Genomic DNA, 25,642 nt, shown 5'->3' on the forward strand with positions numbered 1-25,642 from the left:
GGCCCCGTTCGATCGTGCCCGGACGCCAACGCTGGGAGGTCGACCTCCTCAAGGGCAGGCCCGCGGCAGCGCGGCTGACTGAGGCGACGCTCCTCGAGACGCCGGGCATCGAGGAAGTGCACGCCAGCCCGGTCACCGGCCGGGTGCTGCTGCGGCACGACCGTACGGTCAGCCCGCGCGAGGCCGCCGGACTGCTGCGGCAGGCCGTGTCACGCACCTTGACGGCCCTCCTCACGACGGTGGTACGACCCCGCGCGGCCCGGCCCGCGGCGCCTCGCCGGGACCCGACGCCCCGAACGGACAAAGCAGGCAAGGGACGTTGGCTGCCGCGGATCGTCGCGGCCGGCGGCGCCGTGGCGGCGGCCGTCGTCGGCGGACCGCTCCTGCTGAAGGTGCTCAGCAAACCCCTGCTCATGCTCGGGCTGACCACCGCGGCCACGGTGGGGATCGTCCGCAGAGCCTGGCGCAGATCCGACCGCACCGGCGACGAAGCCGCGGCGCACCGCCATCCCCTGCGCCGCATCATCGGCCCCCACAAACGTAAGTTCGCGCTGGCGGCGGTGCTGTCCGGTCTCTCGCAGCTGGCGGAGATGGCACTGTTCGCCCTCAGCCCGTCGATCGTGCTCCTGGTCGCCAAGGGTGGCAGCTCGACCCTGGCCGGTTACGGACTGGCCGGTGTCACCAGCCAGTTGGGGCTCCTCGTCGGTGCCGCCGGCGCCGCCTGTCTCGCCATGGCGGCCTTCGGCTACGGCGCAAGCGTCGCCTGGCGGCAGCTCGCGCAGACCATCGAGGACGACTGGCGCACCCGCACCTACGAGCACGTCCAGCGGGTGGCGCCCTCCGAGCTGGAAAAGGAGCGCGTCAGCCGGGTCAACAGCGTCCTGTCCGAGGACATCAGCCAGATCAGCACCTTCGTCGCCTCCAACATGAACGACGTCGTGCAGATGGTCGCCAGCCTCGCACTGGTCGTCCCGGCCTTCCTGCTGCTCGCCCCGCAGATCGCCTGGATCGCGTTCGTCCCCATTCCGGTCGTCGCCTGGCTCTCCTTCCGCTTCCACGAACGCGCCGTCGCCCACCACGCCGCCTCCGACGAACGCCGGGCCCGGCTGAACGGCCGCATCACCGAGAACCTCCACGCCCACACCACCATCAAGTCCGCCGTCACCGAAGAGCACGAGATCGCCCGGATCACCGAGTTCAACCGCGAGTGCAGCGAGGCCAACCGCGCCAGCGGACGCAGCTCCGCCATCCCACCCCAGATCCTGCGCCTGGCCGGTGGTTCCGCCCTGGTGGGTACGGTCCTGCTGGGCGGTACGGCCGTGTTGCGCGGGACCCTGTCCACCGCCGCCTTCGGCCCGCTCATCGAGATGCCGGGGATCGCCATGCTGAAGCTGTCCCGGCTGGGCAGCACCACCGACCAGTACCAGCGCACCGTCACCGCCCTGGACCGTGTGGAGCGCCTGCACCGGCTGCCGCTCGAACCCGTCGCGCAGGGGCGCCCGTTGCCCCGGCAGCAGGTGAAGGGCGAGATCGAACTACGGAACGTGACCTTCGCCTACCCCGGCCGCGCCCCGGCCCTGAACGACACGTCCCTGCTCATCCCACCCGGCCGGACCACGGGCATCGTGGGTACCAGCGGCGCCGGGAAGACCACCGTCGCCAAACTCCTCATGCGGTTCCACCACCCCGACCGGGGCCGGGTCCTGCTCGACGGCGCCGACGTGCGCACCCTCGCCCTGCCAGACCTGCGCCGCGCGATCGGCTACGTCACCCAGGAACCCTTCCTGTTCGACGCGACGATCGCCGAGAACATCCGCTACGGCGCCTTCGACACCACCGACGAGCAACTCCTCCACGCCGCCCGCACCGCCGGCGCCGACACCTTCATCGACAGCCTGCCCGACGGCTACGACACCCGGGTCGGGGAGCGGGGCGCGGCGCTGTCCGGGGGGCAGAAACAGCGCATCGCACTGGCCCGCACGATCCTGCGCGACCCCCCGGTCATCATCCTCGACGAGGCCACCTCCGCCGTCGACAACGAGACGGAGGCCATCATCCAGCGGGCCCTGCAGGTGTTCGGCTCGGACCGCACGATGGTCGTCATCGCGCACCGGCTGTCCACCGTCCAGAGCGCCGACCAGATCTACGTCATGGGACCAGGGGGACTCGTGGCCGAACAGGGCACGCACGAGGAGCTGGTGACCCGCGGAGGCACCTACACCACCCTGTGGCAGCTCCAGGCCGGCACCCCGACCGTCGCCTGACGGATGACCTGTTCAGCTGTTCGTCATTCGTTCGGGTGGCAACACCTGCCGGGCCTCCTGGAACCACCGTTGACCTGGCAAGATGTATATCCGATCCCTTTTGTCAAGCCGTCGCCGCGCCCGCCCTTGTTCGAGGAGCGGGCGCGGGCCGAGCCCTGTACCGCGCCGGACACTCCTGTCCGCACGGCCGAACCTGACGCTTCCTCACGTTCGCCCACCTCGCTCACCGGCCCGCCGCATGCGTGCCCGTGTCCATGAGTGCACGAGTCGTAACCCGCGAGCCACCAGAACCCGGAGAACCGACATGGCGCATGCCACCAACCCGTTCGACGACGACGAGGGCCGCTTCCTGGTGCTCGTCAACGACGAGGGCCAGCACTCGCTGTGGCCCGCCTTCGCCGACGTCCCCGACGGCTGGACCGTCACCCACCCCGCCGACACCCGGCAGGCGTGCCTGGACCACATCGACCGGACCTGGACCGACATGCGGCCGCGCAGCCTCGTCGAGGCCATGGACGCCGGAGGCTGAGACGCCGGACAGCACACCGGCACACGCCGGCCGCGTCCCCGCCGTGCACGACCGCAGAGCCCCTCCCGGACTCCGGCCCGTGAACTCCCCTCATCCCACCAGCCGTTAGGACACCGCCCGTGTTTCTCTCGGAATCCTGCGCCGTTCTGGCCCGCCATCCCGGCCTGAAGGAATTCGCCTGTCGTGTCACCGACTTCCTCGACACCCACCTGCCTCAGCCCGTCACCGAGGATGCCGCCCGGCCGCCATGGCTCGATCTGCGCAAGCGCGCGGCCCAAGCCGGGTTAACCGGGTTCGACCTGCCGCGCACCGACGGCCGGCCGCCGTACCCGTGCGGCCTCGCCGGGGACCGGGACGCGGCCGCTCTCGTCCCCCCGCGTCTGGAACGCGTGGCCCAAGGTCTGGCCATGTTCCTGGCCGGCCGGCGCGACTGCGACGCCCGCGAGCTCTTCAGCTCGGCGCACGGCGCGATGGCCGTGCGGTACGGCCTGCCTCCCATCGCCCGGACGGTCCACGACCGGATCGTGGGCGGCGGCGAGCTGGCCGGTGTGGCGTCGAGCGAACCGCACTCCGGGTCGGACCTGCGGGGCTTGCGCACCGTAGCGGTCGATCAGGGCGACCACCTGCTGCTCTCGGGCACCAAGGGCCTGGTCAGCCGGGTGGAAGAGGCCACCGGTTTTGTCGTCTTCTGCAAGCTGGTCACGCCCGAACAGGCCGCCGGGCGGGATGCCGACGGATCCTGGCTGCGCGAAGTGCCGCTGTCGGCCCTCTGGTTGCCGATGGCGACCGCGGGCATCCTGACCGAGACCACCGTGCCCCTCGGGCTACGGGGCTGGAGCCTGGGGCATCTGCACTTCGACAACGTCAGAGTCGGCAGGGAAGCGCTGCTCGGCAGGCCCGGCGACGGCCGCCACATCTTCGACTCCCACTTCTCCGGCTGGCGGCTGATGATGGCGCTGGTCTGCCTCGGCGCGGCGACCGCGGCGATCGAGGAGACGACGGCCAGGGTCCGCCGACGCAGTGTCGGCCGGACGTCCCTGGCCGGCGTGCCCTCCGTGGTGTGCCGGATCGGCACCGCGGCGGCCGAGGTGCAGGCGGCCACCGCCTGGTGCTTCTCCCTGCTGGAGCGGCTCGACCGGGACGGGGAAGACATCGACGTGGCGGCCTGCTCCGCCGCCAAGGCCTTCGCCACCGACGCGGCCTACCGAGCCGTCGACATCGGGCTGCAACTGCACGGCAGCGAGGGCTACACCCGCCGCACGCCCATGGAGAAACGCCTGCGCGACATCCGTGGCCTGCGGATCGCCGACGGCCCCAATGACACCCTCTACGGGGTGCTCGCCCATTCCCTGCTCACGGGCTCCCGGCCGTCCGCGCCCCTGGTGGCCCAGCGGCAGGCGTGACTCCTCTCGGCGTCCTTTCGCTGTCCTTCAGGAAAGCCTGTTCCTGAGCATCGAGAGATAGAAGGGGAGTTTCTTCACGGCTGCCCGCGGTACTTCATAGATTTCCACCGCGCCATGCAAATGATCGCTGATGGTGAGGATGCATTTCCCGTTTGCATGGCGCACTTCAGCGGAATAGAGAACTTCCCCTGACGTGGGCTCAGCCGCAGCAGTGGCCTCGTCGGTTACTGCCTTTTCCACAATTCACTCCCGGCTCAGTATTCTCACCTAGGGGGCGGATAAGCACAGCTTGCCCCCTATCGCACGCTAAGTCACATCGACCCCGAAAAGATCAACGTAACCTAGTATGCACACGAACGGGTGAATGTCCTGAGAAGCCCTGGTGAGTGGGCATCTCGAATAGCTAGGCTGGTATTTCCAGGATGCTGCCGGAGAATTCCGGTATGCTGCTAGAAGGGCTGTACTGACTATGCTTCCTGTACTTCCTGTCTTCTTGGTCGGGGTGGCCGCCGCCCCCCTCCTGAAGAAGATGATCCGGCCGGTCGTGCGGGGGACCGTAAAGTCCTCCGTAAAGCTGGCCATGGACGCCAAGCGGGTCGCCCACGAAATCAACGAAGACCTGAGCGACATCGCGGCGGAAGCCACCGCCGAGGCATTCGCCGCAGACCTTCAGGAGGGGTCCGAGGTGCCGCGCCAGACCGTAAAAAAGACCCGACCGAGCACCACGGCCCCGAACGTATGAAAGTGCTCCGGTAAGCTCCCGCCGCCTTCGCGTCCTTCTTCCACTCGGCGGTAACGGGTTCGGTTTCGCGTAGCGCCTGCGATCAGGCCCTAGGATCCGCTACATGGGGCGGGACGTGAGTGTGGTGCTGAAGGGGCGCGGGGGCGTCATGCGACTGGAGAGCGGGGAGGTTCGGGTGGTGCGGGGGCGCGTGACGTGGCGGATACCGTTGCGGGCCCTCGGTTCCGTGGAGAGTGACGGCGCGACCTCGGTACGGCTGAGGATCAGCGGCGACACCTCGGGAGACGGCTTCCAGGTGAGCAGCGGCAACAGTAACGCCGTCGGCGCGTTCACCGAGGCGCTGCGTCGGGCCATGGCGGGCCACCCGCCCGTATTGGACGGCGCGGCGCTGGTGAGCACCGAGCCCACGCCCCGGACGCCGCCGGCCCTGAGCAGTCGCGCGTCCAGGTGGACCGTGGGGGTGGGCGGCTATCTGCTGCTGCTCGTTGTCCTGTTCGCGGTCGTGGAGGCGCCGGACCAAGTGGGCTGGCTGACCGCCACCGCGTTCCTGCTGCCCGGCGGCGCCGGACTGCTGGTGCTGGCATGGAGATTCTTCCTGCGCGACCCGTGGATACTGCGCCGCCGCGGCGTGACGGTGCCCGGCGAGATCGTCGATTACCGCACGTCCCCGAAGCAGCAGGCCATGAACCCCGTCCTGCGATTTACGACCGCCGGGGGTGTCACCGTCACTCAGGAGTCGACGGTCACCGTACTGATGCGGCGCCGGAGCCCGGCCGTGGATGTCACCTACGATCCGCAGAACCCCAGCAGGGTCCGAGGCGGCCGAGCCCCGGCCCATATGAGCGCGGGTCTCTTCGTCGCCGTACTCGGCTCGCTCGCAACCTTCGTGCCGCTGACCGGCTTTGTCATCGCCGTGCTGGACAGCCTCCTGCACGGCTGAACCGCGGTGGAAACTACGTCATCGCAGCGCTGGTGCGGTCGAGGAAGTCGGCGATGAGCGGAGCGATCTCGGGCAGCTTCTCTTCGAGGGCGAAGTGACCGGTGTCGAAGATGTGGAGTTCGGCGTCGGGAAGGTCCGCCAGGTAGGCGTGCGCGCCGGCCTCTGGGAAGAACGGGTCGTTGCGGCCCCAGGTGATCAGGGCGGGCGGAGTGTGGTCGCGCAGCCATGCCTGCCACTGCGGATAGCGCTCGACGTTGGTGTGATAGTCGAAGGCCAGGGCGATCTGGGCTTCCTTGCGCCCGGGCAGGTCCAGGAAGTGCTGGTCGAGGGTCCAGCCGTCGGGGGCGACGAGTTCGGGAACGCTGGTGCCGCCCTCGTACTGTCCGCGCGTGCCGGGCAGGGTCAGCAGGCCGCGGATGGCGTCTTCGCTGCCGGGGGTGTCCGGGGTGAGGGCGATGAAGTCACGGGCGCCGGATGACAGGCCCTGCTGGTAGGCGTTGCCGTTCTGCACGACGAAGCCGGCGATCCACTCCGGGTGCCGGGTCGCCAGCCGGAAGCCGACCGGGGCCCCGAAGTCGAAGACGTACATCACGAACCGGGTCAGGCCCAGCCGTTCCACGACGCCTTCGACGACGTCCGCGAGGTGATCGAAGGTGTAGACGAAGTCGCTGGGGGTCTCGGTGTGCCCGAAGCCGGGGTAGTCCGGCGCGATCAGCCGGTAGTGCGTGCCGAGAGCGTCGATGAGGCGTCGGAACTGGTGGGAGGCCGACGGGAATCCGTGCAGAAGGAGCAGGACGGGGGCGTCGGCCCGGACGGGGACCGACTCGCGGTAGAAGACCCGCACCCCGTCGACGTCGACGTGGCGGTGGACGGTGCGTGCGAGGGCGGCAACCATGACTTCACATGCCTCCTGAGTGAGGTTACGCATTAGTTGTACCGGTGGAGATCTAACGCGTCAACGGATCTAGGTATCATTAGGCCCATGGTTGATCTCAGACCGCTCACCGGAGAGCCCCTGGCCCTCGACCTGGTCAACACCAGACCGCACACGGCCGACGGCCCGCTCGACCTGCTCGGCGACGTCACGCAGTTGCGGTCCTGGCTCGTTCTCCAGGCGAACCGCCTCCCGGAACCGGCGTCGGACACGACGCTTCTCTCCGACGCGGATCTGGCCGCCGTGCACGAGGTACGCGAACACGTCGCGGCCGCCGTGAACGCCGCGCGTCAGGGCGAGCGGCCCCCCACGGCCGCACTGGACGGCCTCAACAAGGCGCTGTCCGCCGCGCCCGCCGTCCCGCGAGTCGGCTGGGACGGCACCGCGGTCACCCTCGCCACCCGCCGTTCGGGCACCCCCGGCACGCGGCTCGCCGCCCTGCTCGCCGAGGACGCTGCCGTACTGCTGGCCGATCCGGCCGTCCGCAAGGTCCGCCCCTGCGAGGCCGAGGACTGCGTGATGCTGTTCCTGCCCGCGCATCCGCGCCGCCGCTGGTGCTCGGCCGCCCGGTGCGGCAACCGCACGCGCGTCGCCCGCTATTACCAGCGCCACAAGGCCGATTGAGCCCGCCGATGCTGTGGCACTCCGTCACCCGCCGAGGGATCGCCGCGCTCTCAGCCGCCCTCCACGTCCGGGCGAACCGCGTGGCGAGCTGTCGGGTTGGCCATCAGGCGGCGCGGATCAGCGGCTCGGGTGATCGCCGACTCCACGGCAGCGACTCGGTCCGCGAGGAGTCCGAGGGCGGCGACGGCATGGGTGAGGGGGTCGGCATCCGGGCCGCCGAGAGCGTGCGCGCGCACGTAGGTCGCTTTCAACGTGGCCCAGCGCGCCGCCTGTTCGGTGGTGAGGGTGCCGCGCAGCTCGGCCAGTTTCAGGAGGTTGGCCTCGGCGCCGGTGGTGAGGGTCTGGGCCTCGGCCGAGTAGTGGTCGTGGACCAGGGCGGCCAGTTCGGCGTCGTTCATGACCGGCTGGATGCGCTGGGTGATCTTGTTCATGTTGCGGTAGGAGCCCTGGAGTCGGAAGGGCGGTTCCGTCCGCGTGGTGTCGGACTGGGCTGCCGAGGCGATGTACGCGGCGTTCACCGCCAGAACCGTCTGGCGAGCCGTGATCACATGGCGCAGCACGGCCACGATCCGTTCCAGTTCGGCGGGGGAGCAGGGGTGGTTGAGCCGGTCACCGCGGGCCGTCGAGTCGCCATGCGCGAGGCGGATCAGCAGGCTGAGATCGGCGCGGTCCCGGCCGGCGAGCGGCGCCAGGACGGGGTTGGACGTGAGCGTGTTCTCGACGAAGCTGAGGGCGAAAGCGTCGTCCTTGCCGGTCAGGACGTCGCCCAGGTTCCACACGTCGGCACGGTTGGCGAGCATGTCGGGCACCCGGAAGCGGCTGCCGGACTCGGTGTAGGGGTTGCCGGCCATGCAGACGGCGAAGCGTTTGCCCCGCAGGTCGTAGGTGCGCGGTTCGCCGTCCCGCACACCCTCGATGCGGCGGGTGGCGTCGCACAGCGGGATGAACGTCTGCAGCAGCTCGGGTGAGGTGTGCTGGATGTCGTCCAGGTAGAGCAGGGTGTTGTTGCCCGCCTCCAGCGCGAAGTTGATCTTCTCGATCTCCCGGCGGGCGGTGGCGTTCGGGGCCTCGGCAGGATCGAGCGAGGTGACGGAGTGGCCCAGCGCCGGGCCGTTGACCTTGACCAGGAGCAGGCCGAGCCGGTCGGCGACGTACTCCATGAGCGTCGTCTTGCCGTAGCCCGGCGGGGAGATGAGCAGGAGCAGGCCGCCGGTGTCGGTGCGCTTGGACTCGCCGGTGGTGCCGAGCTGTTTGGCGAGGCTGTCGCCGACCAGCGGGAGGTAGACCTCGTCGATGAGCCTGCTGCGCACGAACGCGGACATCACCCGTGGCCGGAACTCGTCCAGCCGGATCCGGGCACGCTCGGCGGCCACCAGCGCGGTGCGGCGGCGCTGGTAGGCGCGGTGCTCGGGGACCTCGCGGGCGCGGAACGCCCTGGTGCGGGCGAGGAGTTCGTCGATGCGGACGGTGAGCCTACGGCCGTCGATGCGCGGGTGGGTGCCGAGCAGTCCCTCCACGGTCTGCGTGAGCGGTGCGTCGGACTCGTAGCGGGCCAGGTCCGGGCAGAGCTCGGCGGCCACCGCTTCGGCCAGGTCGCCGGGGGCGATGTCCAGGCCGGTCGCGGAAGCGTACGAGGACAGCCACGCTTCGACGAGCTGCGTGCGGGCAGCCAGGTCACCGAGGGCGGCGAGGTCGTCGTCGTAGGCCGAAGTCCCGACGGTGCGGCGGAACTTGTCCAGCAGAGTGCGGGCCTGGGTGCTGAGGACGAAGCCGTCGGGGCCGCTGGTCAGCTCGTCGAAGAGGTAGGCGGCGGCGAGCGCCTCGTCGGTGGGCCCGGAGACCGATGCCGGGTCCTTTCCTGCCCGGAGGCCGATGGCGTGGGCGAGTTCCCTCTCGAGGTCGGCGATGGCGGGGGCCAGGCCGAACGTCTCCCGGGCGCGCGCCAGGGACACCGCACGGCGAGCCCACGACGCGCGCTCGTCGGCGGTCGTGCCGTGCGCCCAGAACAGCTGAGCCGTGGCCCGGGCGGCGGGCTCGTGGCGCAGGAGGGCCGCGCCCTCGTGCAGGCGCAGCAGGGCCGCGAGGATCAGGACCGTGTCGTGGTCGTGGACCCCACGCTGGTAGCCCTCGTCGTGCGCCGCCTCCGCTGCCTGGCGGACCAGGGCGGGCAGGTCGGCGTCGGACAGGGCCGCCGGGCCGTGCTCGTCCAGGAGGCGGGCCGCGAGGTGCTCGGCGCGGTAGACCTCGGGTGACTCGGACGGCAGTGGGCGGTCCCAGTACGGGCGGGTGGCGGCGAAGTCGGGGTCGGTGACGGGGGCACGGTAGTCCGTGCCGGTCAGGGCGAAGGCGAGACCGTCGCCGTGGGGAACCAGCGTGAGTTCCAGGGGCTGGGAGTTGACCGCGAATCGGTGGCTGCCGAGGCGGATCGTGCGGCCGTCGTCGGTGTACAGGTCGTTACGGTCGCGCAGGGAGCGAAGTGCCTCTTGCCGGGCGGACTTCAGCCGCCCCCCCAGCTCCTCCGCCCGCACATGGTCGCCGAGTTCACGAAGCTCGTCCGTGACACGGCGGACCTTGGAGGTCATCGGGTCGGAGGTGAAGTACGTGGCGACGGCGTCCGCGTCGCCGAGCGTGGCCGCACGCCGGGCCACGGTGTGCAGGACCCGGGCCGCCGAATCGGCGAGTCGTTCGGCGCGCCGGGCGCGGGTGTCGGCGAGGGTCTGCTTGCGAGAGGAGAACGCCTCGTGGACCTCGTCGCGTTTGTCCGCGAGTTCGTCCAGGAAGTCGTCGAACTCGGCGAACCGGGACTCCAGATTCTCCAACTGCACCAGTATTCGCGCGAGTTGGTTGTCGCACGCCTCCGGGCTGTCGGCGGCCGCCAGAGCACCGGTGACGGCCTGGCCGAGCAGCGCGAACTCTGCGGTGAACTCGGCTCGCCCCTCGCGATCGAGGAGTGCGCGGCGTCGGCCGTCGAGCGTGGCGCGAGCGCGGTTGGCGCCGCCCAGGACCTCGGCGATGCGCTCCAGGATGGAGGTACGGACGGTGGCGTCACCGATGTCGAGCCCGGTGACGACCTCGGTGACCGTGTGCAGCCCGCCGACGAGTTCGTCGAGGCGAGCGGCGACGGGCGCGGCCTCGGCGACGGTGGAGATGGCCTCGGCGTCGGCGACGAGCCGCTCGACGGCGACCTGGTGCCCGGCGAAGGCGTCGTCACGGGCGAGGTGGCTGACGGCCCGCTGCCCGAAGGTGGCGAGATCGGCCTCGACGCCGGTGGCGAGTTCGTCGATACGCGCGGCGTCCGCGTACCGCAGGTCCTTCAGGGTCAGCAAGTGGCCCTGGGCATGCCGGAGTTCGGTCAACCCGGCGATCCAGGCGGTGGCGTCCCGGGGAGTCTCGCCGCGCAGCCGTCGTACGACCGTGGCGGTGCGCTCGGCGGCCTCGGTGAGGGCGTCGGCGGCCTGCCGGGTGAGGGTCTGGACGGTCTCGAACTCGCCCAGTACCTGCTCGGCCGTGGCCCGCACCTGCTCCAACGGTGTGTGCAGATCGCCGAGTTCGGGCTCGGGCAGCCAGTGGTAGGAGTCCGCCGTCCGCGCGCAGGCCGCGACCAGGGCCTCGTACACCTCGGTCGTCGGGGTCGTCTCGGTGACGGCGCGGGTGAGGGACAGACAGTCGGAGATCCCGCGGACGAGGTCGGCGTTGCCGACCCGGGCGAGCCGACCGGTGCCTACGGGCTGGGCGGCGGCGTGGGTGTCGGAGACGAACGGGGAGTTCCACCGCTGCACGGGGTGCACGCGCTGCGGCTCGTCGCCGTCGGCGCGCAGGACCACCAGCGAGCCGTCGCCGAAGAGGGCCCAGCCGTGGCAGGACAGCGGAGTGCTGACCTCCTTGCGGATCATGTTGTACGGCAGCAGGAGGCTGCGGCCCTCCCCCCGCGCGTGGAAGGCGAACAGCACGTCCTCGCCGTTCGGGGAGCGGACCGCACGCTCGAACTCCAGGTCCATGGTGTCGACGGCGTCGAACGTCTTGTACGTCCCGGTGGCGAGACAGTAGCCACCGGGAAACACGATCCCCTGGTCCTCGGGCAGCCGACGGCATGCCTGTCCGATGCCGTCGAGGCGGACGACGGTCTTGGTGAGGGTGTTGAACACCAGGAAGCGGTGCGCGTCCTCCTTGTACGGACGGATCCGCAGCAGGATCAGGGCGCCGACACGGGCGTAGGCGATGTCGGCGTCGGCGAGGGACTGCAGCGGCTCGTCGACCGGCTCGGCGTAAATACCCTCGCCCGTCTCGGTGTTGTCCTCCACCTTGACGGTGAGGGTGCCGCCGACCGTCTCGACGAAGATCTCACCCTCGACGCAGACGTGCGGGTGCCGGCCGAGGATGTGGTCCTCGCGGGTGGTGCGCCGCCAATCGAAGTCGTGGGAGGGCGGGAAGACGTGGTCGCGTTCGCCGCGGGCGTCGAGGAAGCGGGGCTGGCCGTCCTCGGCCAGGGCCCAGCGCAGCACGCGGATGTCGTCGGCCTTCTCACCGGTCTGGAAGACGGCCAGCAGCATGCCGTCGACGCGGCGGAGCTGGAGCAGGTGGGCCTGGCGGTAGTAGCGGTACAGGGCGGTGAACTCCCGCCGGAACGCGGCGTCGTCGAGCAGCCCGGGGATCGCGTCGTCGGGCAGCCGCTTCAAGTCGCGGTCGTGCAGCGCGAAGACGTCGCCGACGGTTGTCTCCGGCTTCAGGCCGAGGAAGACGTTGTGGCCGAAGAGCAGTACGTCACCGACGGCGACGATGTCACGGGGCACACAGGCGTGCTCGGTGCGCAGCCGCTCGGTGCCGGCGAGTTCGAACCGGATCGAGCCGAACTCCTCGATGCGGCGGGCGTTCAGTGCCTCGGCGCGGCGGGCCAGCTCGGCCGCCTGCGCGGTGAGCCGGTCGCGCAGCACCTCGTACGTGCTTGTGTCCAGGCCGGTGGTCATGGGTCCTTCCAGGAGGTCGCAGGGAGAACGCGGCCCGCAACTGCCGTCCCCCGTGCGGCAGTTGTGGACCAGGCACCGGTCAGCCCTTGGCGTTGCCGTTGAGGGCGACGAGGGAGGTGTCGGCGAGACCCAGCTCGCCCGCCTTGTCCAGCAGCTGCTGGAGCTGTCCCGAGTTCGCGCCGCCCGACTTCATGAGCTTCATCAGCAGCGCCGAGACAGTCAGGTTCTGCACGTCGGCCGTGGAGACCTGGCCGAGCATCCGGCCCAAGTCGTCCGTGAAACTCGCCGTACCGTCCAGCCAGGGCCCGGCGAGCGCCTGGGCGGTCTCGGAGTGCTGGACGAACCCGTCGAGCCCCTTGCCCAGCGCGATCGAGGAGACGAGGCGGTCGAAGAAGACCGAGTCGCCGCCGACGATGCTGATGTCGGCGTTCTCCAGACCGGTGGCGAGGACCGTGGCCTGCGCCTCGGCGACCTGCCGCTGCACGTCGAGCCCGGCGAGCCGGACGTCCTTCTCGGCCTCCAGCCGCAGCCGGTACTCCTCGTGGGTACGGGACGCCTCGTCGAGCGCGGCCATCGCCGCGGCCTTCTCGGTGAGACCGGCGGCCTCCGCCTTGAGCTTCTCGCCGATGCCCACGGCCTCGGCGAGCGCCTTGGCCCGCGAGCCCTCCGCCTCGGCCCGCATCCGCGCCTCGGCGGCCTCGGCCTCCGCCCGGCCGGCCTTCTCGATGACCTCGGCCTCCTTGTCGCGGACCTGGACGGCGGCCAGGCCCTCCGCGGCGGCCTCCGCCTGAACGCCCTCAGCGAGCCGCAGCTTGGCCTGCGCGTCCAGGTCGGCGGTCTGCAACCGCGCTTCCGCGAGGGAGAGTTCCTCCGCCGCGCGGTGGGTGGCAGCCTGCTCGGCGGCCTCCGCGGCCTTGATGTCCTTGACCAGCCTCTCCTGCGCCTCGGCCTCGGCGGCGATGATCACGGACTGCCGCCGCCGCTCGGCCTCCTCCACGGCACGCAGCTTCTTGATGGACTCCTCCTGCTCGGCGACCGTACGGTCCACCGCGACCCGCTCGCGGACGACCTCGGCGATCTCCCGCTTCTCCGCCTCGACCTCCTTCGAGGCCGCGATCCGGGTCAGCTCGGTCTCCCGGTCCCTCGCGATGACTTCGAGGAGACGTTCCTTCTCGATACGCTCGCTCTCGATGGCGATGACCCGCTCGCGGTTCTTCGCGGCGACGGCGACCTCGCGGGCCTGGTTCTCGCGCTGGACGCCCAGCTGCTCTTCCGTCCTCAGGAACGCGGACTGCGCCCGCAGCCGCTCCTCCTCCACCACCCGCGCCGTCTCGGCCTCCTCCCGCGCCCGTACGGTCTCGATCTCCCGCCGCTGCTTGATCTCGGCGTCCACCTGGCGCCGTTCGAGCTCCAGGATCGCCTCGCGGGCATCGACGTTCTGCCGGGTGATCTCCTTCTCCTCGGTGCGCTGCGCCTCGTTCGTGGCCACGTGCTCCACGACCGTCAACTCGGTTATCTTGCGGATGCCTTGGGCGTCGAGGACGTTGGCCGGGTCGAGCTGGGTGATCGGCGTCTGCTCCAGGTAGTCGATCGCCGCGTCCTCCAGGTGATACCCGTTCAGGTCGACGCCGATGACCTCGATGATCCGGTACCGCAGCTCCTCGCGCTTGGTGTACAGGTCGGTGAAGTCCAGCTGCTTGCCGACGGTCTTGAGGGCCTCGGAGAACTTCGCGTGGAACAACTCCTGCAGCGTGTTCCGGTCGCTCGCCCGCGCGGTGCCGACAGCCTGGGCGACCTTGATGACGTCCTCGACGGTCTTGTTGACCTTCACGAAGAACGAGATCCGGATATCGGCACGGATGTTGTCCCTGCAGATCAGTCCCTCCTTGCCGGCACGGGTGATCTCGATGGTCTTCACCGAGATGTCCATCACCTCGGACTTGTGAAGCACCGGCAGCACGACTTGTCCGGTGAAGGTCACATCGACCTTCCGCATCTTGGACACGATCAGCGCCTTGCCCTGCTCCACCTTGCGGAACAACCGGGCGACGACGAGTACGACGAGCAGGCAGACGGCGACGAGCACGCCGACGCCCAGGATCATGGCAGTCATGGATACGTCCTTGAGGCGTAGCGGAGTTGAGGCGACAGGCAGGTACGCGAGAGGGGAAAGGAGGCGACGTCCGCGGCTCAGGCCGCGGGATGCCAAGGCCCCGGTTCGTCCGGGGAGAGGCGGTGCAACCGCCGTACGATCCAGCAGGTGGTGGGCCAGGCCACGAACAGCGCCCCCACGGGGACGGCCAGGCGCAGCAGCCCGGTGGCCGGTCCCTGCGGCGCGACCGCGGTCAGGGCGACGGTCGCCCCGACACTCAAGGCCCAGCCGACCACGGTCAGCAGCGTGAAGGCGACCGCGACCGGCACGCCGCTCAGGCGCTGTGCCCGCAGATCCACGTCCGTGTCGAAACTGTCGGGGGTGGTGACGCCCACGGCGACCAGCAGCCAGAAGCACACGACCACGACGAGCGCCGCGGTCAGCAGGATCGTGGGAAGCCCCGTGGCGGCAACCAGAAGGGTTCGCATGTCCCGATCCCCCCTCACCTGAGCGTTCCGCCGTGCTGTCCTCGCCCCATGCTGGCCGACCGGCCCACGGCCGTGCATTGCCGGATCCCGGCAGTGTTCGACATGTTCTGCATGCCGGAGCCTGCAGCGGCCTGGGCCTGCGGCCGGGTGGGTTGGTGCTTCGGTGGCTTGGGCGGGGTGATGCTCAGACGATCTGCCGTTGCCGCAGGCGGCGTTGCCTCAGCCGCAGCGGCACGACCACTGCGATCAGCAGACCGACGAAGACGAGCAGGGCCATCGCCGGGCTTACGGCGTCCAGGGCGTCGGCGATGGCGCGCTGAACGGTGCCCGCCGCGTCGATGACCGGGTCCTGGACCGTGGGGTCGTCCTGGACGCGGATCTCGTACCAGCCGTAGTAGGCCACGTAAGCGCCCACGAGGAGGAGCAGAGCGCCGCCGAGGCGGGGTGCGAACGAGCCGATGCGGCGCAGGCGGGTGACGGCGGTGGCGCGGGTCAGGGCGACGGTGAGCGAGGCGATGCCCACGACCAGCCCCATCCCGCCCGCGTAGGCCGCGAACAGGGCGACGCCCTCGCCGGTGGAGCCGCTGCGGAAGGCGGAGACCACGATGGCGAGGAACGGTGCGATGGTGCAGCCCAGCGAGGCGGTGGCGTAGGCCATGCCGAAGAGCATCATGGAGGGCAGGGAGCGGGTGACGGTGGGTGCCCGTCGGATCTTCGGCGCCAGGGTGGGCAGTTGTCGCCCGGCGAGCATCCAGGCACCCGCGATCGCCATGAGCAGCCCGAAGCCGATGGTGAACCAGGGCAGATGCTGCTGCACCTGACCGGCGACGGGTTGCACGGCCAGGCCGAAGATGCCGAACAGCGCGACGAAGCCGACCGTCATCGCGGCGGTCGCGATCAGGGCGCGGCCGAGGGAGACCGCGCGGCTGGGGGAGTCGTCGCCGAGGACGAGCAGGGACAAGTAGGCGGGGAGCAGGGCGAAGCCGCACGGGTTGACGGCGGCGAGCATGCCCGCGCCGAGGGCGAGGACGAGAGGCAGGTCGGACATGGGGTTCAGCCGGTGAGCCCGGCGACCTTGTCGGCCAGGCCCTCGCCACCGGGCAGGACGCCCTCGTAGACGGTCTTGCCGGCCTTGTCGAGGATGACGTAGCGGCTCTGCTCGGTGACCTCGAACCGCTTCCAGAGGGCACCGTCCTCGTCGGACAGGTGGGGGAAGGAGGCGGTGTCCGTCTCGGCGACGAAGTCCTTCATGGCGGCGTTGGTGTCGAGGCCCGCGATGCCGACCACGTTGGCCTTGCCCGCGTAGTCGGCGGCGACCTTCGCGGTCTCGGCGGCCTGGGCGCGGCACTTGGGGCACCACGGCGCCCAGAACCACAGCACGGTGGGCTTGCCTGCGAGGGTCTTGCCGTCGAAGGGTTCGCCGTCCACGGTGGTGCCGGAGAAGGTCAGCGCCTCGGGAACCGCGGTCCCCGCGCCGCCCGCGTCCGACGGGGAGGCTTGTCCGGTGGCGGATGAGGCCGGGGAGGAGGCTTTCGGCGCCGAGTCGCCTCCAGAGCCGGAACTGCCGTCCGAACCGCAGCCGGTCATGGTCAGCAGGGCGGCGGCCAAGGCGGCCGGGACGAGGGCGCGGGCGCGCATGAGGACTCCTCTGGTTGTGGGCTGCTGCGACTGTAGGTCTCCTGGGCCTCGCAGGGCAGGGCGGCGATCTTACGGTTCGATGACGTCGGCCTGCGGTGCCCTGGGCTGAGGCGGCGTCCGGCAGCGTGCGGGAGGCGGTGCCCGGGTGGCGGCACCGCCTGACGTCGCAGGCCGACTGGGCCCGTGGCCGGGAGGTCGGCGCGGGTTAGCAGGTTGGCGGCGGAGAGAGGCCGGTCGCCGCATCCGGCGGTGTCGATGGAGGCCACCGCGTAGCCGTACACCGGGCCCCCGACCCTCGCCGAGGTCGCTGCGGACCCGCCGCGCCGACGCCAGGCCGCAGTCCGTCAACCGGCGGTCTTGACGGGTGCGCTGCTCCGTCCATGGCGGCGACCGCTGAGTTCGACGTCGAGCGTCTCCTGAGCCACCCGCATGCCCTCGGCGTGCACGGGATCCTGCAGACGCCGCCACACCTGTTCCTCAGTGACGTCCTCGACGTGGCTGGTCACCCACCAGATGTTGCCGAAGGGGTCCTTGATCCGCCCTCCGCGCTGTCCGAAGGCGTTGTCCAGCAGGGACGTGACGACCTGGCCGCCGGCTTCGACGGCACGCGAGAACGCCTCGTCCGCGTCGGCGACGAAGACACGCAGCAGGCTCGGCATGGGGGGCCAGTCGGGGCGTCGGTCGAAGGCCAGCACAACGGTGTCACCCACTCGGATCTCACCGTGCCCGATCAAGCCGTCCTCGGTCTGCACCCGTGCCAGTTCCTCACCTTCGAACACCTGCGCAATGAAGTCGAGCAGGGCCCCCGTGTCATCGGTGACGACCCAGGGCGCGACGCTGGTGTAGCCCTTCGGCGCGGTGCTGGTCTGCTGGGACATCGTGGTCCTTCCGCTGATGTTGGCTGACGACAGCAACCGTAGGAGCCGAGTAGGTCACATTCCGTCCTAGATCACAGGGCGCGGCACCAATGGTCCCCGAAGTTGAACTTCGTCTTGGCAGTGGGCAGTCATGGGGTTAACGTGCCTCGACCGTGTTCTCCCGAACCGTCGATCTGCCTGTTGAACTGCCGTGAGAGGACCACTATGTCCGCACGTCACAGAGTCGCGGTGACCGCCACCCTGGCCGCCGCTGCACTCGTCTCCCCCCTGCTCGTCGCCGGACCCGCCACCGCGGATGCCGACAACGCGAGCTGGTCACATCGGGGTGACGCACTGGCGAGGAAACTCGTCAAGGAGTCCACAGCCACCAACGCATTTCGCCACCTGAAAGCCTTTCAGGCGATAGCGGACCACAACGGCGACACCCGAGTGGCCGGTAGCAGGGGCCATGAATTGTCGGCCGTCTACGTGGAGGCGGTGCTCAAGGCCGCCGGCTACGAGGTCTCCCGGCACGAATTCGACTTCGTCTACACCGACGACATCGCCGAGTCCCTCACCGTGGTCTCGCCCACGCCCCGCGACATCCCCATCCAGCTGATGACGTACACCGTCAGCAGCCCCGAGGGCGGCGTCACGGCGGACGTGGCCGTCGCTCCCGTGGACGCCGACGGCACCAACGGCTGCGAACCCGCCGACTTCGCCGCCGGCGCCTTCACCGGCAAGATCGCCCTGATCAAGCGCGGCGGTTGCACCTTCGCCGCCAAGCAGGCCAACGCCCACGCGGCGGGTGCGGTCGGCGCCGTGATCTACAACAACACCGAGGGCGCGCTCAACGGCACCATGGGCGACGCGACGTCCGGCAAGATCCCCACCGGCGGCATCACCCAGGCCGACGGCGAGGCGCTGGCCGCCGAGGCGGCCAAGGGCCCCGTCAAGGTCACCCTCGACATCCGCGAACTGCGCGAGAACCGCACGACGTTCAACGTCGTCGCGGAGACCCGTGGCGGTGACGAGGACAACACCGTCTTCCTCGGGGCGCACCTGGACTCCGTCTCCGACGGCCCGGGCATCAACGACAACGGCTCCGGCTCGGCCGGCATCCTCCAGGTCGCCCAGAAGCTGGCCAAGTCCCAGGACAAGATCAAGAACAAGGTGAAGTTCGCCTGGTGGTCGGCCGAGGAGTTCGGCCTGGTCGGCTCGGAGGCGTACGTCGCCTCGCTCACGGAAGAGCAGAAGAAGCAGATCAAGCTCTACCTGAACTTCGACATGATCGCCTCGCCGAACGCCGCCTACTTCGTCTACGACGGCGATGACTCCGACGCCACCGGCGCCGGCCCCGGCCCCGAGGGCTCGGCCCAGCTGGAGAAGGGCATCAACGACTTCCTCGACTCCAAGAACATCCCGCACGAGGGCACCGACTTCACCGGCCGCTCCGACTACGGCCCGTTCATCGAGGTCGGCATCCCCTCCGGCGGCACCTTCACGGGCGCGGAGGGCATCAAGACCGAGGCGCAGGCCGCGAAGTTCGGCGGCGAGGCGGGTGTGGCGTACGACGTGAACTACCACGCCCCCGGTGACGACATCGACAACATCAACATGCGGGCGTTCGACGTCAACATCGACGTCATCGCCGATGCCGTCGGCCACTACGCGTACGACCTCGCACCGCTCACCCAGCCGGTGGAGTCCGTCCCCACGGACGGTGACTCCGGCAGCGGCGGCGGCCTGCACGACGGCCACGCGCACGTGACCGAGTAGACGGTCCGCGGACCGGTGTGGTGCGGCCCTCGTCAGGGGGCCGCATCCGCGAGGGGAGCCCCGCCCGGCGTGCTCCGCGAGGAAGTCGGTCAGCTCCTGGCCGGTACCGGCGGCCCGGCCGAGGCGGCCGTCGACCCGGCCCTCCCACACAGGAGACGGCGGCCGAACGGCTCGATCTGTTCTTCAGCACCTGGCGCCGCCACCTCACCTCTGGCGTCGAAAGGGTCGCCGAACTGCTCCGGCAGCACGAACTGAGCGGCACGCCGTTGCCCGTTCCGGACGCGCCGCCCGTGTGAGGAGTCACGGATCTCACGTCAGCGGGTGAGGTCCGCAGCCGCGCCCCGCGCCTCCAGGGCCCGCCTCAGGGCGCGCAGCGCGTAGTACGACCGCGACTTGACGGTGCCCAGGGGAATGCCCAGGTGTTCGGCGGCCTGTGCCGCGTTGAACTGGCCGTAGTAGAGCAGGCAGATCACCTGGCGCTGCTGTTCGGGCAGGTCTGACAGGGCGTCCAGGATCAGCCGGCCCCGCAGGAGTTGATCGGTCGGATCCGGTACCGACAGGTCGAGGGTGGCGAGCGGCGTGCAGTCCGCGGGGCGCCGCCGTTCGGCGCGATGGTGGTCGATCGTCAGGTTGCGCACGGTGGTCCACAGCCATGGTCTGACCTCGGACGCGTTCATGCCGAGAGCCGAGGCGTGTTTCCAGGCGCGCAGGGCCGCCTCCTGGAGGATGTCCTCGGCCCGGTGCCAATCGCCGCCCAACAGCCGGGCGGCGTACCGCACTGTCGATCCTCCGTGTTGCTCGTACAGCTCGTCGATGAACCGGTCACGCTGCTCGTCCGCAGTGGTCAGCAGTGGCATGGGCAGAGCAGACCAGTGCCCTGAGCGACCAGTCCAAGACCGATATGGGTGAGTGATTGATCAATTCTGCATATCGTCCCTGTTCGGCCCGCCAGTCAGCTGCGCGTGGTGGCGTGTGACCGTCACAGAACAGTGACGCGTGGCGTTCTTTTCAGGCGCCGTCATGAACCCTTCGTCCGCCGACGGCGTGGAACCAGCGGGCCGGCGCATCCGCGAGTCCGGCCGTGATCTGTGAAGGGACACCACGTGCGAGCCACAACGACGAAGACCTGGACCCGTCGCTCACTGCTCCTCGCCGGCGCCGCCGCGGCCCTCGCGGGCGGCCCCGTCATGCCCGGGGCCGCTAGCGCCACCGGGCGCCGGGACGACGCCGTGCGATCACTGCGGGCCCTGGAACGCCGGCACGGAGCCCGGCTCGGGGTGTTCGCCTGGAACACGGTGTCCGGCGAGACGGTACGCCATCGGGCCGACGAGCGGTTCCCCATCTGCTCGGTGGCCAAGACGCCCGCCGTCGCCGCGGTGCTCCGGGACCTCGACCGGGACGGAACGTTCCTCGCGAAGGTCATCCGGTACGGATCGGACGACGTCACACGATCCGGGTACGCCCCGGTCACCGGACTTGCCGAGAACCTGGCCCACGGGATGACGGTCGAAGACTTGTGCGCCGCGACCATCACCCACAGCGACAACACCGCCCTGAACCTGCTGGTGCGGGAGCTGGGCGGCCCGACCGCCGTCACGTGTTTCTGCCGTTCGCTCGGTGACGACGTGACCCGCCTGGACCGCTGGGAGCCGGAGCTGAACTCGGCCGAACCCGGCCGCGTCACGGACACCACCTCCCCGCTCGCCATCGGCAAGACGTACGCGCGACTCGTGCTCACCCGGGCGCTCGCCCCCGCCGACCGGGAACGCCTGACGGGGTGGCTGCTGGCCAACACCACGGGCGACAACCGGATCAGGGCCGGCCTCCCTGCGGACTGGACGGTCGCGGAGAAGACGGGCACCGGGGAGTACGGCACCACCAACGACGTCGGCGTGGCCTGGACGCCCCAGGGGGAGCCGGTCGTGCTGGCGGTCCTGTCCACCCGGCCGGACCCCGAGGCGCCGGCGGACGAGCCCTTGCTGGCCCGTGCGGCGGCCGTCATCACCGAGGCCCTTGGCTGAGCGGGGCTCTCGGCCGACCGACGCTCTTCTGGAATCTCAGTCCAAGTGCTAGATTTGCAGTCCAGATAGTTGCCGGGCGGCGAAGGCGCCTGTCATCGGGAGGCGCGAGATGCCGTACACAGAAGTCAGCGAAACCGACGATCACCCCTATCCGGTCGCCCGCCGCAGCGGCGACCTGGTGGCGGTGTCCGGGCGGCTGGGGGTGGACGAGGCGGGAGTGCTCGTGCCGGGCGGCTTCGAGGCCGAGTGCGCCCGGGCGTTCGCCAACCTGGACGAGGCGCTGAGGTCGGTCGGCGCGACCCGCGCGGACGTCGTCCAGGTCGTGGTGTACCTGACCGACGTCACCGATCGGGACCGCCTGAACGTCGCCTACGGGAACTTCTTCGACCGGCCCCGGCCCGCCCGCTCCTGCGTCGGCGTGGCGGCGCTCCCGTACGGAGCCTGCGTGGAGATCGAGGCACTCGCCCACCTGCGGACGTCCGCCGGGGCCACCGATGCCGTCTGAGGAGCGGGTACGGGAGCAGGACGCGATCCTCGTGGCACTGACCCCGGTGGCCGACGGCCTCGCCGCCACGCTGGGGTCCTTCTGCGAAGTGGTCCTGCACGACTTCCGGCGTCCGGATCGCTCGGTCGTGGCCATCGCCGGTTCGGTCACCGGACGTCAGGTGGGCGGGGCGATGAGCGAGATCGGCATGGGCCTCGTCGCCCGCGGGGACGAGGCCGCCGACGAGCTGAACTACGTCACCCGCACGCAGACCGGAAAGCTCGTCAAGTCGTCCACCATGGTGCTGCGCGACTCGGCCGGCACCGTATTCGGCGCCCTGTGCGTCAACCTCGACGTCACCGCCGTGCACCAGGCGGGCGCCCTGATCGCGGGCCTCGCCGGGGCGGCCGATGCGGCTCCGGTGCCCACGACCACCTTCGGCAACGACATCGACTCCGTGGTGGACTCCCTCGTCGACACGCATCAGTTGCGCCAGGGCAAGCCCTGGAGCGCCCTCGACCGCGACGAACGCCTGCGCCTGTTCGGCGCGCTGGACGCCGACGGCGTCTTCGCGGTCCGCGGCGTGACCCAACGGGTCGCCGAACGGCTCGGCATCTCCCGGGCGTCCGCGTACAACTACCTCGCCCAAGCCCGGGCCAGCGCTCCCGCGCCGCCCCAGGACGGCACCGGGAGCCGGCACACCCATCGGAACGGAGAACGAACATGACGGTCACCCTGACCGACGTACAGGACGCCGCCGCGCGGATCGAGGGAGTGGCGCACCGCACCCCGGTGCTGCGCTCGCGCACTCTGGACGCCCTGGTGGGCGCCGAGGTGCACGTCAAGTGCGAGAACCTGCAGCGTATCGGCGCCTTCAAGTTCCGCGGTGCCTACAACGCGGCCTCCCGGCTGTCCCCCGAACAGGTCGCCCGGGGCATCGCGGCCTACTCCTCCGGCAACCACGCCCAGGCCGTGGCGCTGGCGGCCCGCGAACTCGGCACCACGGCGGTCATCCTCATGCCCGAGGACACCCCACGCTCCAAGGTCGAGGCCACGCTCGGCTACGGCGCCGAAGTGGTCACGTACGACCGCTACACCGGAGACCGTGTCGCCATCGGGGAGGCGCTCGCCGCCGACCGAGGGCTCACCCTCATCCCGCCCTACGAGCACCCCGACGTCATCGCGGGCCAGGGCACCGCCGCCCTCGAACTGATCGAGGAGGTCGGCGACCTCGACGCCTTGGTGGTCCCGGTCGGCGGCGGCGGGCTGATCGCCGGCAGCGCCACCGCCGCCAAGGGGCTGCTGCCCGGCATCAACCTGATCGGCGTCGAGCCGGAAGACGGCGACGACACCAAGCGCTCGCTGGAGGCGGGCCGGCGGGTCTCCGTGCCGGTGCCGCGGACCATCGCCGACGGACAGGCCGCGGACATCCCCGGAGAACTCACCTTCTCCCTCAACCAGAAGCTCGTGGACGACATCGTCCTGGTCAGCGACGACGAGATCCGGGACGCCATGCGCTTCGCCTTCGAGCGCATGAAGACCGTCATGGAACCCAGTGGCGCCACGCCCCTGGCCGCGCTGCTGGCGGGCCGGATCGATCCGCTGCCCCGCCGCGTCGGAGTCATCGTCTCCGGCGGCAACATCGACGCCCGCCGGTTCGCCGAGCTTCTCGGCTGACACCTGCGCTTCCAGTGGGGGAGTGGCGAGGGCACCGAGGCCGAGGTGCCGGTATCCCGTCAGGTCGGCTGGGTGTCGGTGGCCATCCGGCTCTGCGCGTCGGCCTGGTGCCACCGGTATCCGTACAGGGGCACAACTGCCGCGAGGGTGCGCCTCTTACGGGCTCCTGACTGCTGTGTACGCCTCGGGGCGAGCCGCAGAGGCACTCCGCCGCTTCGAGACGGTAGGCCGCACCCTGGCCGAAGAGGTCGGCACGGACCCCGGGCCGGAGCTGCGCCGGGTCCACGAAAGCATCCTCCGGCACGACGTCTTCGGCGCCCCCGGACCCGACCCCACGCCGTGGGCGTCCGCTTCCGGGACGGCTCTCGCGCACACGCTCTACTGACGCACACGCGCCCGCAACTCCTCGGCGTGCGCGCGCAGTTACCACATCCGACACGACTCGCCCTGGGCGAAGCGGCGGCCTTGGGCGTCGTAGAACGGTTCCCCGCGCCACAGTGCCAGCGCGGTATCCACCTCACGCAGCTCTTGCCGTTGGCCGAGCACGTCCACGGGCGGAGCGGACCGGGTCGGGTCGGGCGGCGTGCGTTTCGCGTGTGGTCGGCCGATGCGTTCCGAGCATCTGCACGGTCCCGGTCACTTGCTTCCCCCTTGCAGGCGGTCACCCTGACGAACGGCATCGTCGTCCCGGGCACTGCTCACACGGCAGACCGATTTCCTGCTCACTTGCTGATTGCCGGACCAGGGCCCTGTCCTGTCTCTCTGATCTTGATCAGGGGGATGAGTCCTGACCGCTGACCATCAGCTGAGAGCGGAGGGTGTCGTAGGCCCATCGCTCCCATTTGTCCGGCGGCCAGGCGCGGTCGCGGGTCAGGACCAGGAAGAGCTCCGGACTGAGCAAGGCGTAGACGATGTCAGCCACCTCTGTGGCGGAGAGGGCGGGGCGGGCGCCGGGCTTCTCGGTCAGGGCCCTCGCGGCTGTCGAGATCACTGTGTACCGCGGGTTGGTCCGCTGGGGCCACAGCTCCCGGATTTCCGGGTTGGTCGCTGCCGCGGCGCGGACCATCTCGTCGATGGCTGCGACCCGTTCCAGTGTCCGGCGGGTGCCGGTGACCAGTGCGGCCAGGGCGGACTCGGCGGTGGGCGCGGTCGTGACCTCCGCGAACCACGGCCGGTCCATCGTGGGCACGGGGTCGTCGTCTCCCGCGATCGCGACGTCGACCAGTTCCTTGAGCAGGGTGGGCTTGTTCCGGAAGACGAAGTAGATCGTCTGCACCGCCACGCCCGCCCGGTCGGCGATCTCCTGCAGCTTGGTCGCCCCGTAGCCCTGCTCGACGAACAGGTCGGCGGCCGCGTCGATGATCCGCCGCCGTGTCTCTCGGGCCTTGTCGCCCCGCTTTCCCTTGACCTCAGTCATGACTGGAGTCTATATCTAGAGTCGGACTCTAGAGTTCAACTCTAGTCAATGGAGGGGAGAGTCATGCACGCCATCGCCAACCGTCAGCAGGCCGAGGCATGGAACGACTGGGAGGGCATCCACTGGGCCGAACACTCCGAGCGCTACGACGCGATGATGGGCGCCTTCAACGCGCCTCTGTTCGCCGCCGCGGGCATCGCGGCCGGCGAACGGGTCCTCGACGTCGGCTGCGGCACCGGCCAGACGACCCGCATCGCCGCGCGGCAGGCGTCCGACGGTTACGCCGTCGGAATCGACCTGTCCGCACCCATGCTGGAACGCGCCCGACGCGATGCCGCCGCGGAGGGCATCGGCAACGTCACCTTCGAGCAGGGCGACGCCCAGGTGCATCCGTTCCCCGGTAGCGGGTTCGACGTCCTCCTCAGCCGCGGCGGCGTCATGTTCTTCGGCGACCACATCGCGGCTTTCACTCATCTCAGGCACACGCTCGCGCCGACGGGGCGACTCGCGTTCCTCGGCCCTCAGCCCGGGGGCCCGGACAGTGCCTACGCCCGTGCGACCGCCGCGCTCTCACCGTTCCTGCGTGAAGCGTCCCCCGCCGCCAGGGGTATGGGTTCGCTCCTGGACCCCGCGCGTATCCGTCAAGTCCTCACCGCCGCAGGGTTCACCGACATCGACGTGACCCCCGCCGAGGCTGATCGGAAAATCGTTGTTCGGGAGGGCAGGCGGCAGCATCCGGGCCGCTTGCGGACCGGATGTCGGTGGGACGGGTCGGTCAGGCTGATGTCG

Annotated in this window: 23 protein-coding genes and 1 pseudogene; 13 read left to right on the forward strand and 11 right to left on the reverse strand. The window is 70.3% G+C overall.

What is annotated here, in order from left to right; translation table 11 throughout:
- Window positions 1–14 precede the first annotated feature (14 nt).
- The 3 genes from ACWD11_RS17595 (at window position 15) to ACWD11_RS17605 (ending at window position 4,196) form a co-directional block, all read left to right on the forward strand.
- On the forward strand, window positions 15–2,264 hold the full coding sequence (locus ACWD11_RS17595; RefSeq protein ID WP_451283901.1) for an ATP-binding cassette domain-containing protein: 2,250 nt from the start codon (window positions 15–17) through the stop codon (window positions 2,262–2,264).
- A 304-nt stretch (window positions 2,265–2,568) separates the two neighbouring features.
- Window positions 2,569–2,793: an MbtH family protein gene (locus tag ACWD11_RS17600; protein ID WP_389417365.1), complete on the forward strand. Its 225-nt coding sequence runs from the start codon at window positions 2,569–2,571 to the stop codon at window positions 2,791–2,793.
- Between the two features lie 119 nt (window positions 2,794–2,912).
- The gene (locus ACWD11_RS17605) at window positions 2,913–4,196 is read left to right on the forward strand and encodes an acyl-CoA dehydrogenase family protein (protein WP_389417366.1); all 1,284 of its coding nucleotides are present in this window, start codon (window positions 2,913–2,915) and stop codon (window positions 4,194–4,196) included.
- A 27-nt stretch (window positions 4,197–4,223) separates the two neighbouring features.
- On the opposite strand, the gene ACWD11_RS17610 is transcribed toward ACWD11_RS17605, so the two are convergent.
- Entirely contained in the window at window positions 4,224–4,436 is a 213-nt protein-coding gene (locus ACWD11_RS17610) for a hypothetical protein (RefSeq protein WP_389417367.1), read from the reverse strand.
- A 262-nt stretch (window positions 4,437–4,698) separates the two neighbouring features.
- Here ACWD11_RS17610 and ACWD11_RS17615 point away from each other — a divergent pair, with 262 nt between their 5' ends.
- Window positions 4,699–4,938, forward strand: a complete 240-nt coding sequence (locus ACWD11_RS17615; protein WP_451283904.1) for a DUF5132 domain-containing protein — start codon at window positions 4,699–4,701, stop codon at window positions 4,936–4,938.
- A 103-nt stretch (window positions 4,939–5,041) separates the two neighbouring features.
- Complete coding sequence (locus ACWD11_RS17620; protein ID WP_451283906.1) at window positions 5,042–5,878, forward strand: DUF3592 domain-containing protein; 837 nt, start codon at window positions 5,042–5,044, stop codon at window positions 5,876–5,878.
- A 13-nt stretch (window positions 5,879–5,891) separates the two neighbouring features.
- Here the strand turns inward: ACWD11_RS17620 and ACWD11_RS17625 are convergent, their stop codons facing one another.
- On the reverse strand, window positions 5,892–6,773 hold the full coding sequence (locus ACWD11_RS17625; protein WP_451283908.1) for an alpha/beta fold hydrolase: 882 nt from the start codon (window positions 6,771–6,773) through the stop codon (window positions 5,892–5,894).
- A gap of 87 nt (window positions 6,774–6,860) precedes the next feature.
- On the opposite strand from ACWD11_RS17625, the gene ACWD11_RS17630 reads away from it, so the two are divergent.
- Entirely contained in the window at window positions 6,861–7,436 is a 576-nt protein-coding gene (locus ACWD11_RS17630) for a CGNR zinc finger domain-containing protein (RefSeq protein ID WP_451283910.1), read from the forward strand.
- 50 nt (window positions 7,437–7,486) lie between these two features.
- Here ACWD11_RS17630 and ACWD11_RS17635 read toward each other — a convergent pair whose 3' ends face one another.
- The 7 genes and pseudogenes from ACWD11_RS17635 to ACWD11_RS17665 all read right to left on the reverse strand — a co-directional run bounded on the left by ACWD11_RS17635 (window position 7,487) and on the right by ACWD11_RS17665 (window position 17,496).
- On the reverse strand, window positions 7,487–12,400 hold the full coding sequence (locus ACWD11_RS17635; protein WP_451283912.1) for a DNA repair ATPase: 4,914 nt from the start codon (window positions 12,398–12,400) through the stop codon (window positions 7,487–7,489).
- Between the two features lie 79 nt (window positions 12,401–12,479).
- Window positions 12,480–14,513 carry a flotillin family protein gene (locus ACWD11_RS17640; protein WP_451283914.1) on the reverse strand — a complete coding sequence of 678 codons (2,034 nt, stop codon included), beginning with the start codon at window positions 14,511–14,513 and terminating at the stop codon, window positions 12,480–12,482.
- A gap of 77 nt (window positions 14,514–14,590) precedes the next feature.
- Window positions 14,591–14,980, reverse strand: a complete 390-nt coding sequence (locus ACWD11_RS17645) for a hypothetical protein (protein ID WP_389417374.1) — start codon at window positions 14,978–14,980, stop codon at window positions 14,591–14,593.
- Window positions 14,981–15,164: 184 nt separating this feature from the next.
- A complete protein-coding gene (locus tag ACWD11_RS17650; RefSeq protein WP_451283916.1) occupies window positions 15,165–16,028 on the reverse strand; it encodes a cytochrome c biogenesis CcdA family protein in 864 nt (287 codons plus the stop codon).
- A 5-nt stretch (window positions 16,029–16,033) separates the two neighbouring features.
- A complete protein-coding gene (locus ACWD11_RS17655) occupies window positions 16,034–16,618 on the reverse strand; it encodes a redoxin family protein (protein WP_389417376.1) in 585 nt (194 codons plus the stop codon).
- 191 nt (window positions 16,619–16,809) lie between these two features.
- Window positions 16,810–16,893: pseudogene (locus tag ACWD11_RS17660) on the reverse strand (alpha/beta hydrolase); the annotation flags it as partial.
- Window positions 16,894–16,962: 69 nt separating this feature from the next.
- Window positions 16,963–17,496 (reverse strand): VOC family protein, encoded by a 534-nt coding sequence (locus tag ACWD11_RS17665; protein WP_451283918.1) that lies wholly within the window; start codon window positions 17,494–17,496, stop codon window positions 16,963–16,965.
- Window positions 17,497–17,700: 204 nt separating this feature from the next.
- Between ACWD11_RS17665 and ACWD11_RS17670 the strand changes: the two genes are divergently transcribed.
- Entirely contained in the window at window positions 17,701–19,254 is a 1,554-nt protein-coding gene (locus ACWD11_RS17670) for a M28 family metallopeptidase (RefSeq protein ID WP_389417378.1), read from the forward strand.
- A 314-nt stretch (window positions 19,255–19,568) separates the two neighbouring features.
- Here the strand turns inward: ACWD11_RS17670 and ACWD11_RS17675 are convergent, their stop codons facing one another.
- Window positions 19,569–20,111, reverse strand: a complete 543-nt coding sequence (locus ACWD11_RS17675; protein WP_451283920.1) for a sigma-70 family RNA polymerase sigma factor — start codon at window positions 20,109–20,111, stop codon at window positions 19,569–19,571.
- A gap of 246 nt (window positions 20,112–20,357) precedes the next feature.
- Here ACWD11_RS17675 and bla point away from each other — a divergent pair, with 246 nt between their 5' ends.
- The 5 genes from bla (at window position 20,358) to ACWD11_RS17700 (ending at window position 23,821) form a co-directional block, all read left to right on the forward strand.
- Complete coding sequence (gene bla / locus ACWD11_RS17680) at window positions 20,358–21,275, forward strand: class A beta-lactamase (RefSeq protein WP_451283922.1); 918 nt, start codon at window positions 20,358–20,360, stop codon at window positions 21,273–21,275.
- 109 nt (window positions 21,276–21,384) lie between these two features.
- Window positions 21,385–21,780: a RidA family protein gene (locus ACWD11_RS17685; RefSeq protein ID WP_389417380.1), complete on the forward strand. Its 396-nt coding sequence runs from the start codon at window positions 21,385–21,387 to the stop codon at window positions 21,778–21,780.
- Complete coding sequence (locus ACWD11_RS17690) at window positions 21,770–22,486, forward strand: helix-turn-helix transcriptional regulator (RefSeq protein WP_451283924.1); 717 nt, start codon at window positions 21,770–21,772, stop codon at window positions 22,484–22,486. The genes ACWD11_RS17685 and ACWD11_RS17690 overlap by 11 nt, the downstream gene beginning before the upstream one ends.
- Window positions 22,483–23,436: a threo-3-hydroxy-L-aspartate ammonia-lyase gene (locus tag ACWD11_RS17695; protein WP_451283926.1), complete on the forward strand. Its 954-nt coding sequence runs from the start codon at window positions 22,483–22,485 to the stop codon at window positions 23,434–23,436. Before ACWD11_RS17690 ends, ACWD11_RS17695 begins: the two co-directional genes overlap by 4 nt.
- 22 nt (window positions 23,437–23,458) lie before the next feature.
- The gene (locus ACWD11_RS17700; RefSeq protein WP_451283928.1) at window positions 23,459–23,821 is read left to right on the forward strand and encodes an AfsR/SARP family transcriptional regulator; all 363 of its coding nucleotides are present in this window, start codon (window positions 23,459–23,461) and stop codon (window positions 23,819–23,821) included.
- Between the two features lie 387 nt (window positions 23,822–24,208).
- Here ACWD11_RS17700 and ACWD11_RS17705 read toward each other — a convergent pair whose 3' ends face one another.
- The gene (locus ACWD11_RS17705) at window positions 24,209–24,853 is read right to left on the reverse strand and encodes a TetR/AcrR family transcriptional regulator (protein WP_451283930.1); all 645 of its coding nucleotides are present in this window, start codon (window positions 24,851–24,853) and stop codon (window positions 24,209–24,211) included.
- Window positions 24,854–24,916: 63 nt separating this feature from the next.
- On the opposite strand from ACWD11_RS17705, the gene ACWD11_RS17710 reads away from it, so the two are divergent.
- On the forward strand, window positions 24,917–25,642 hold a 726-nt coding region (locus tag ACWD11_RS17710), incomplete at its 3' end, for a class I SAM-dependent methyltransferase (RefSeq protein WP_451283931.1).

Source organism: Streptomyces sp. NPDC002776 (genome assembly GCF_053592195.1).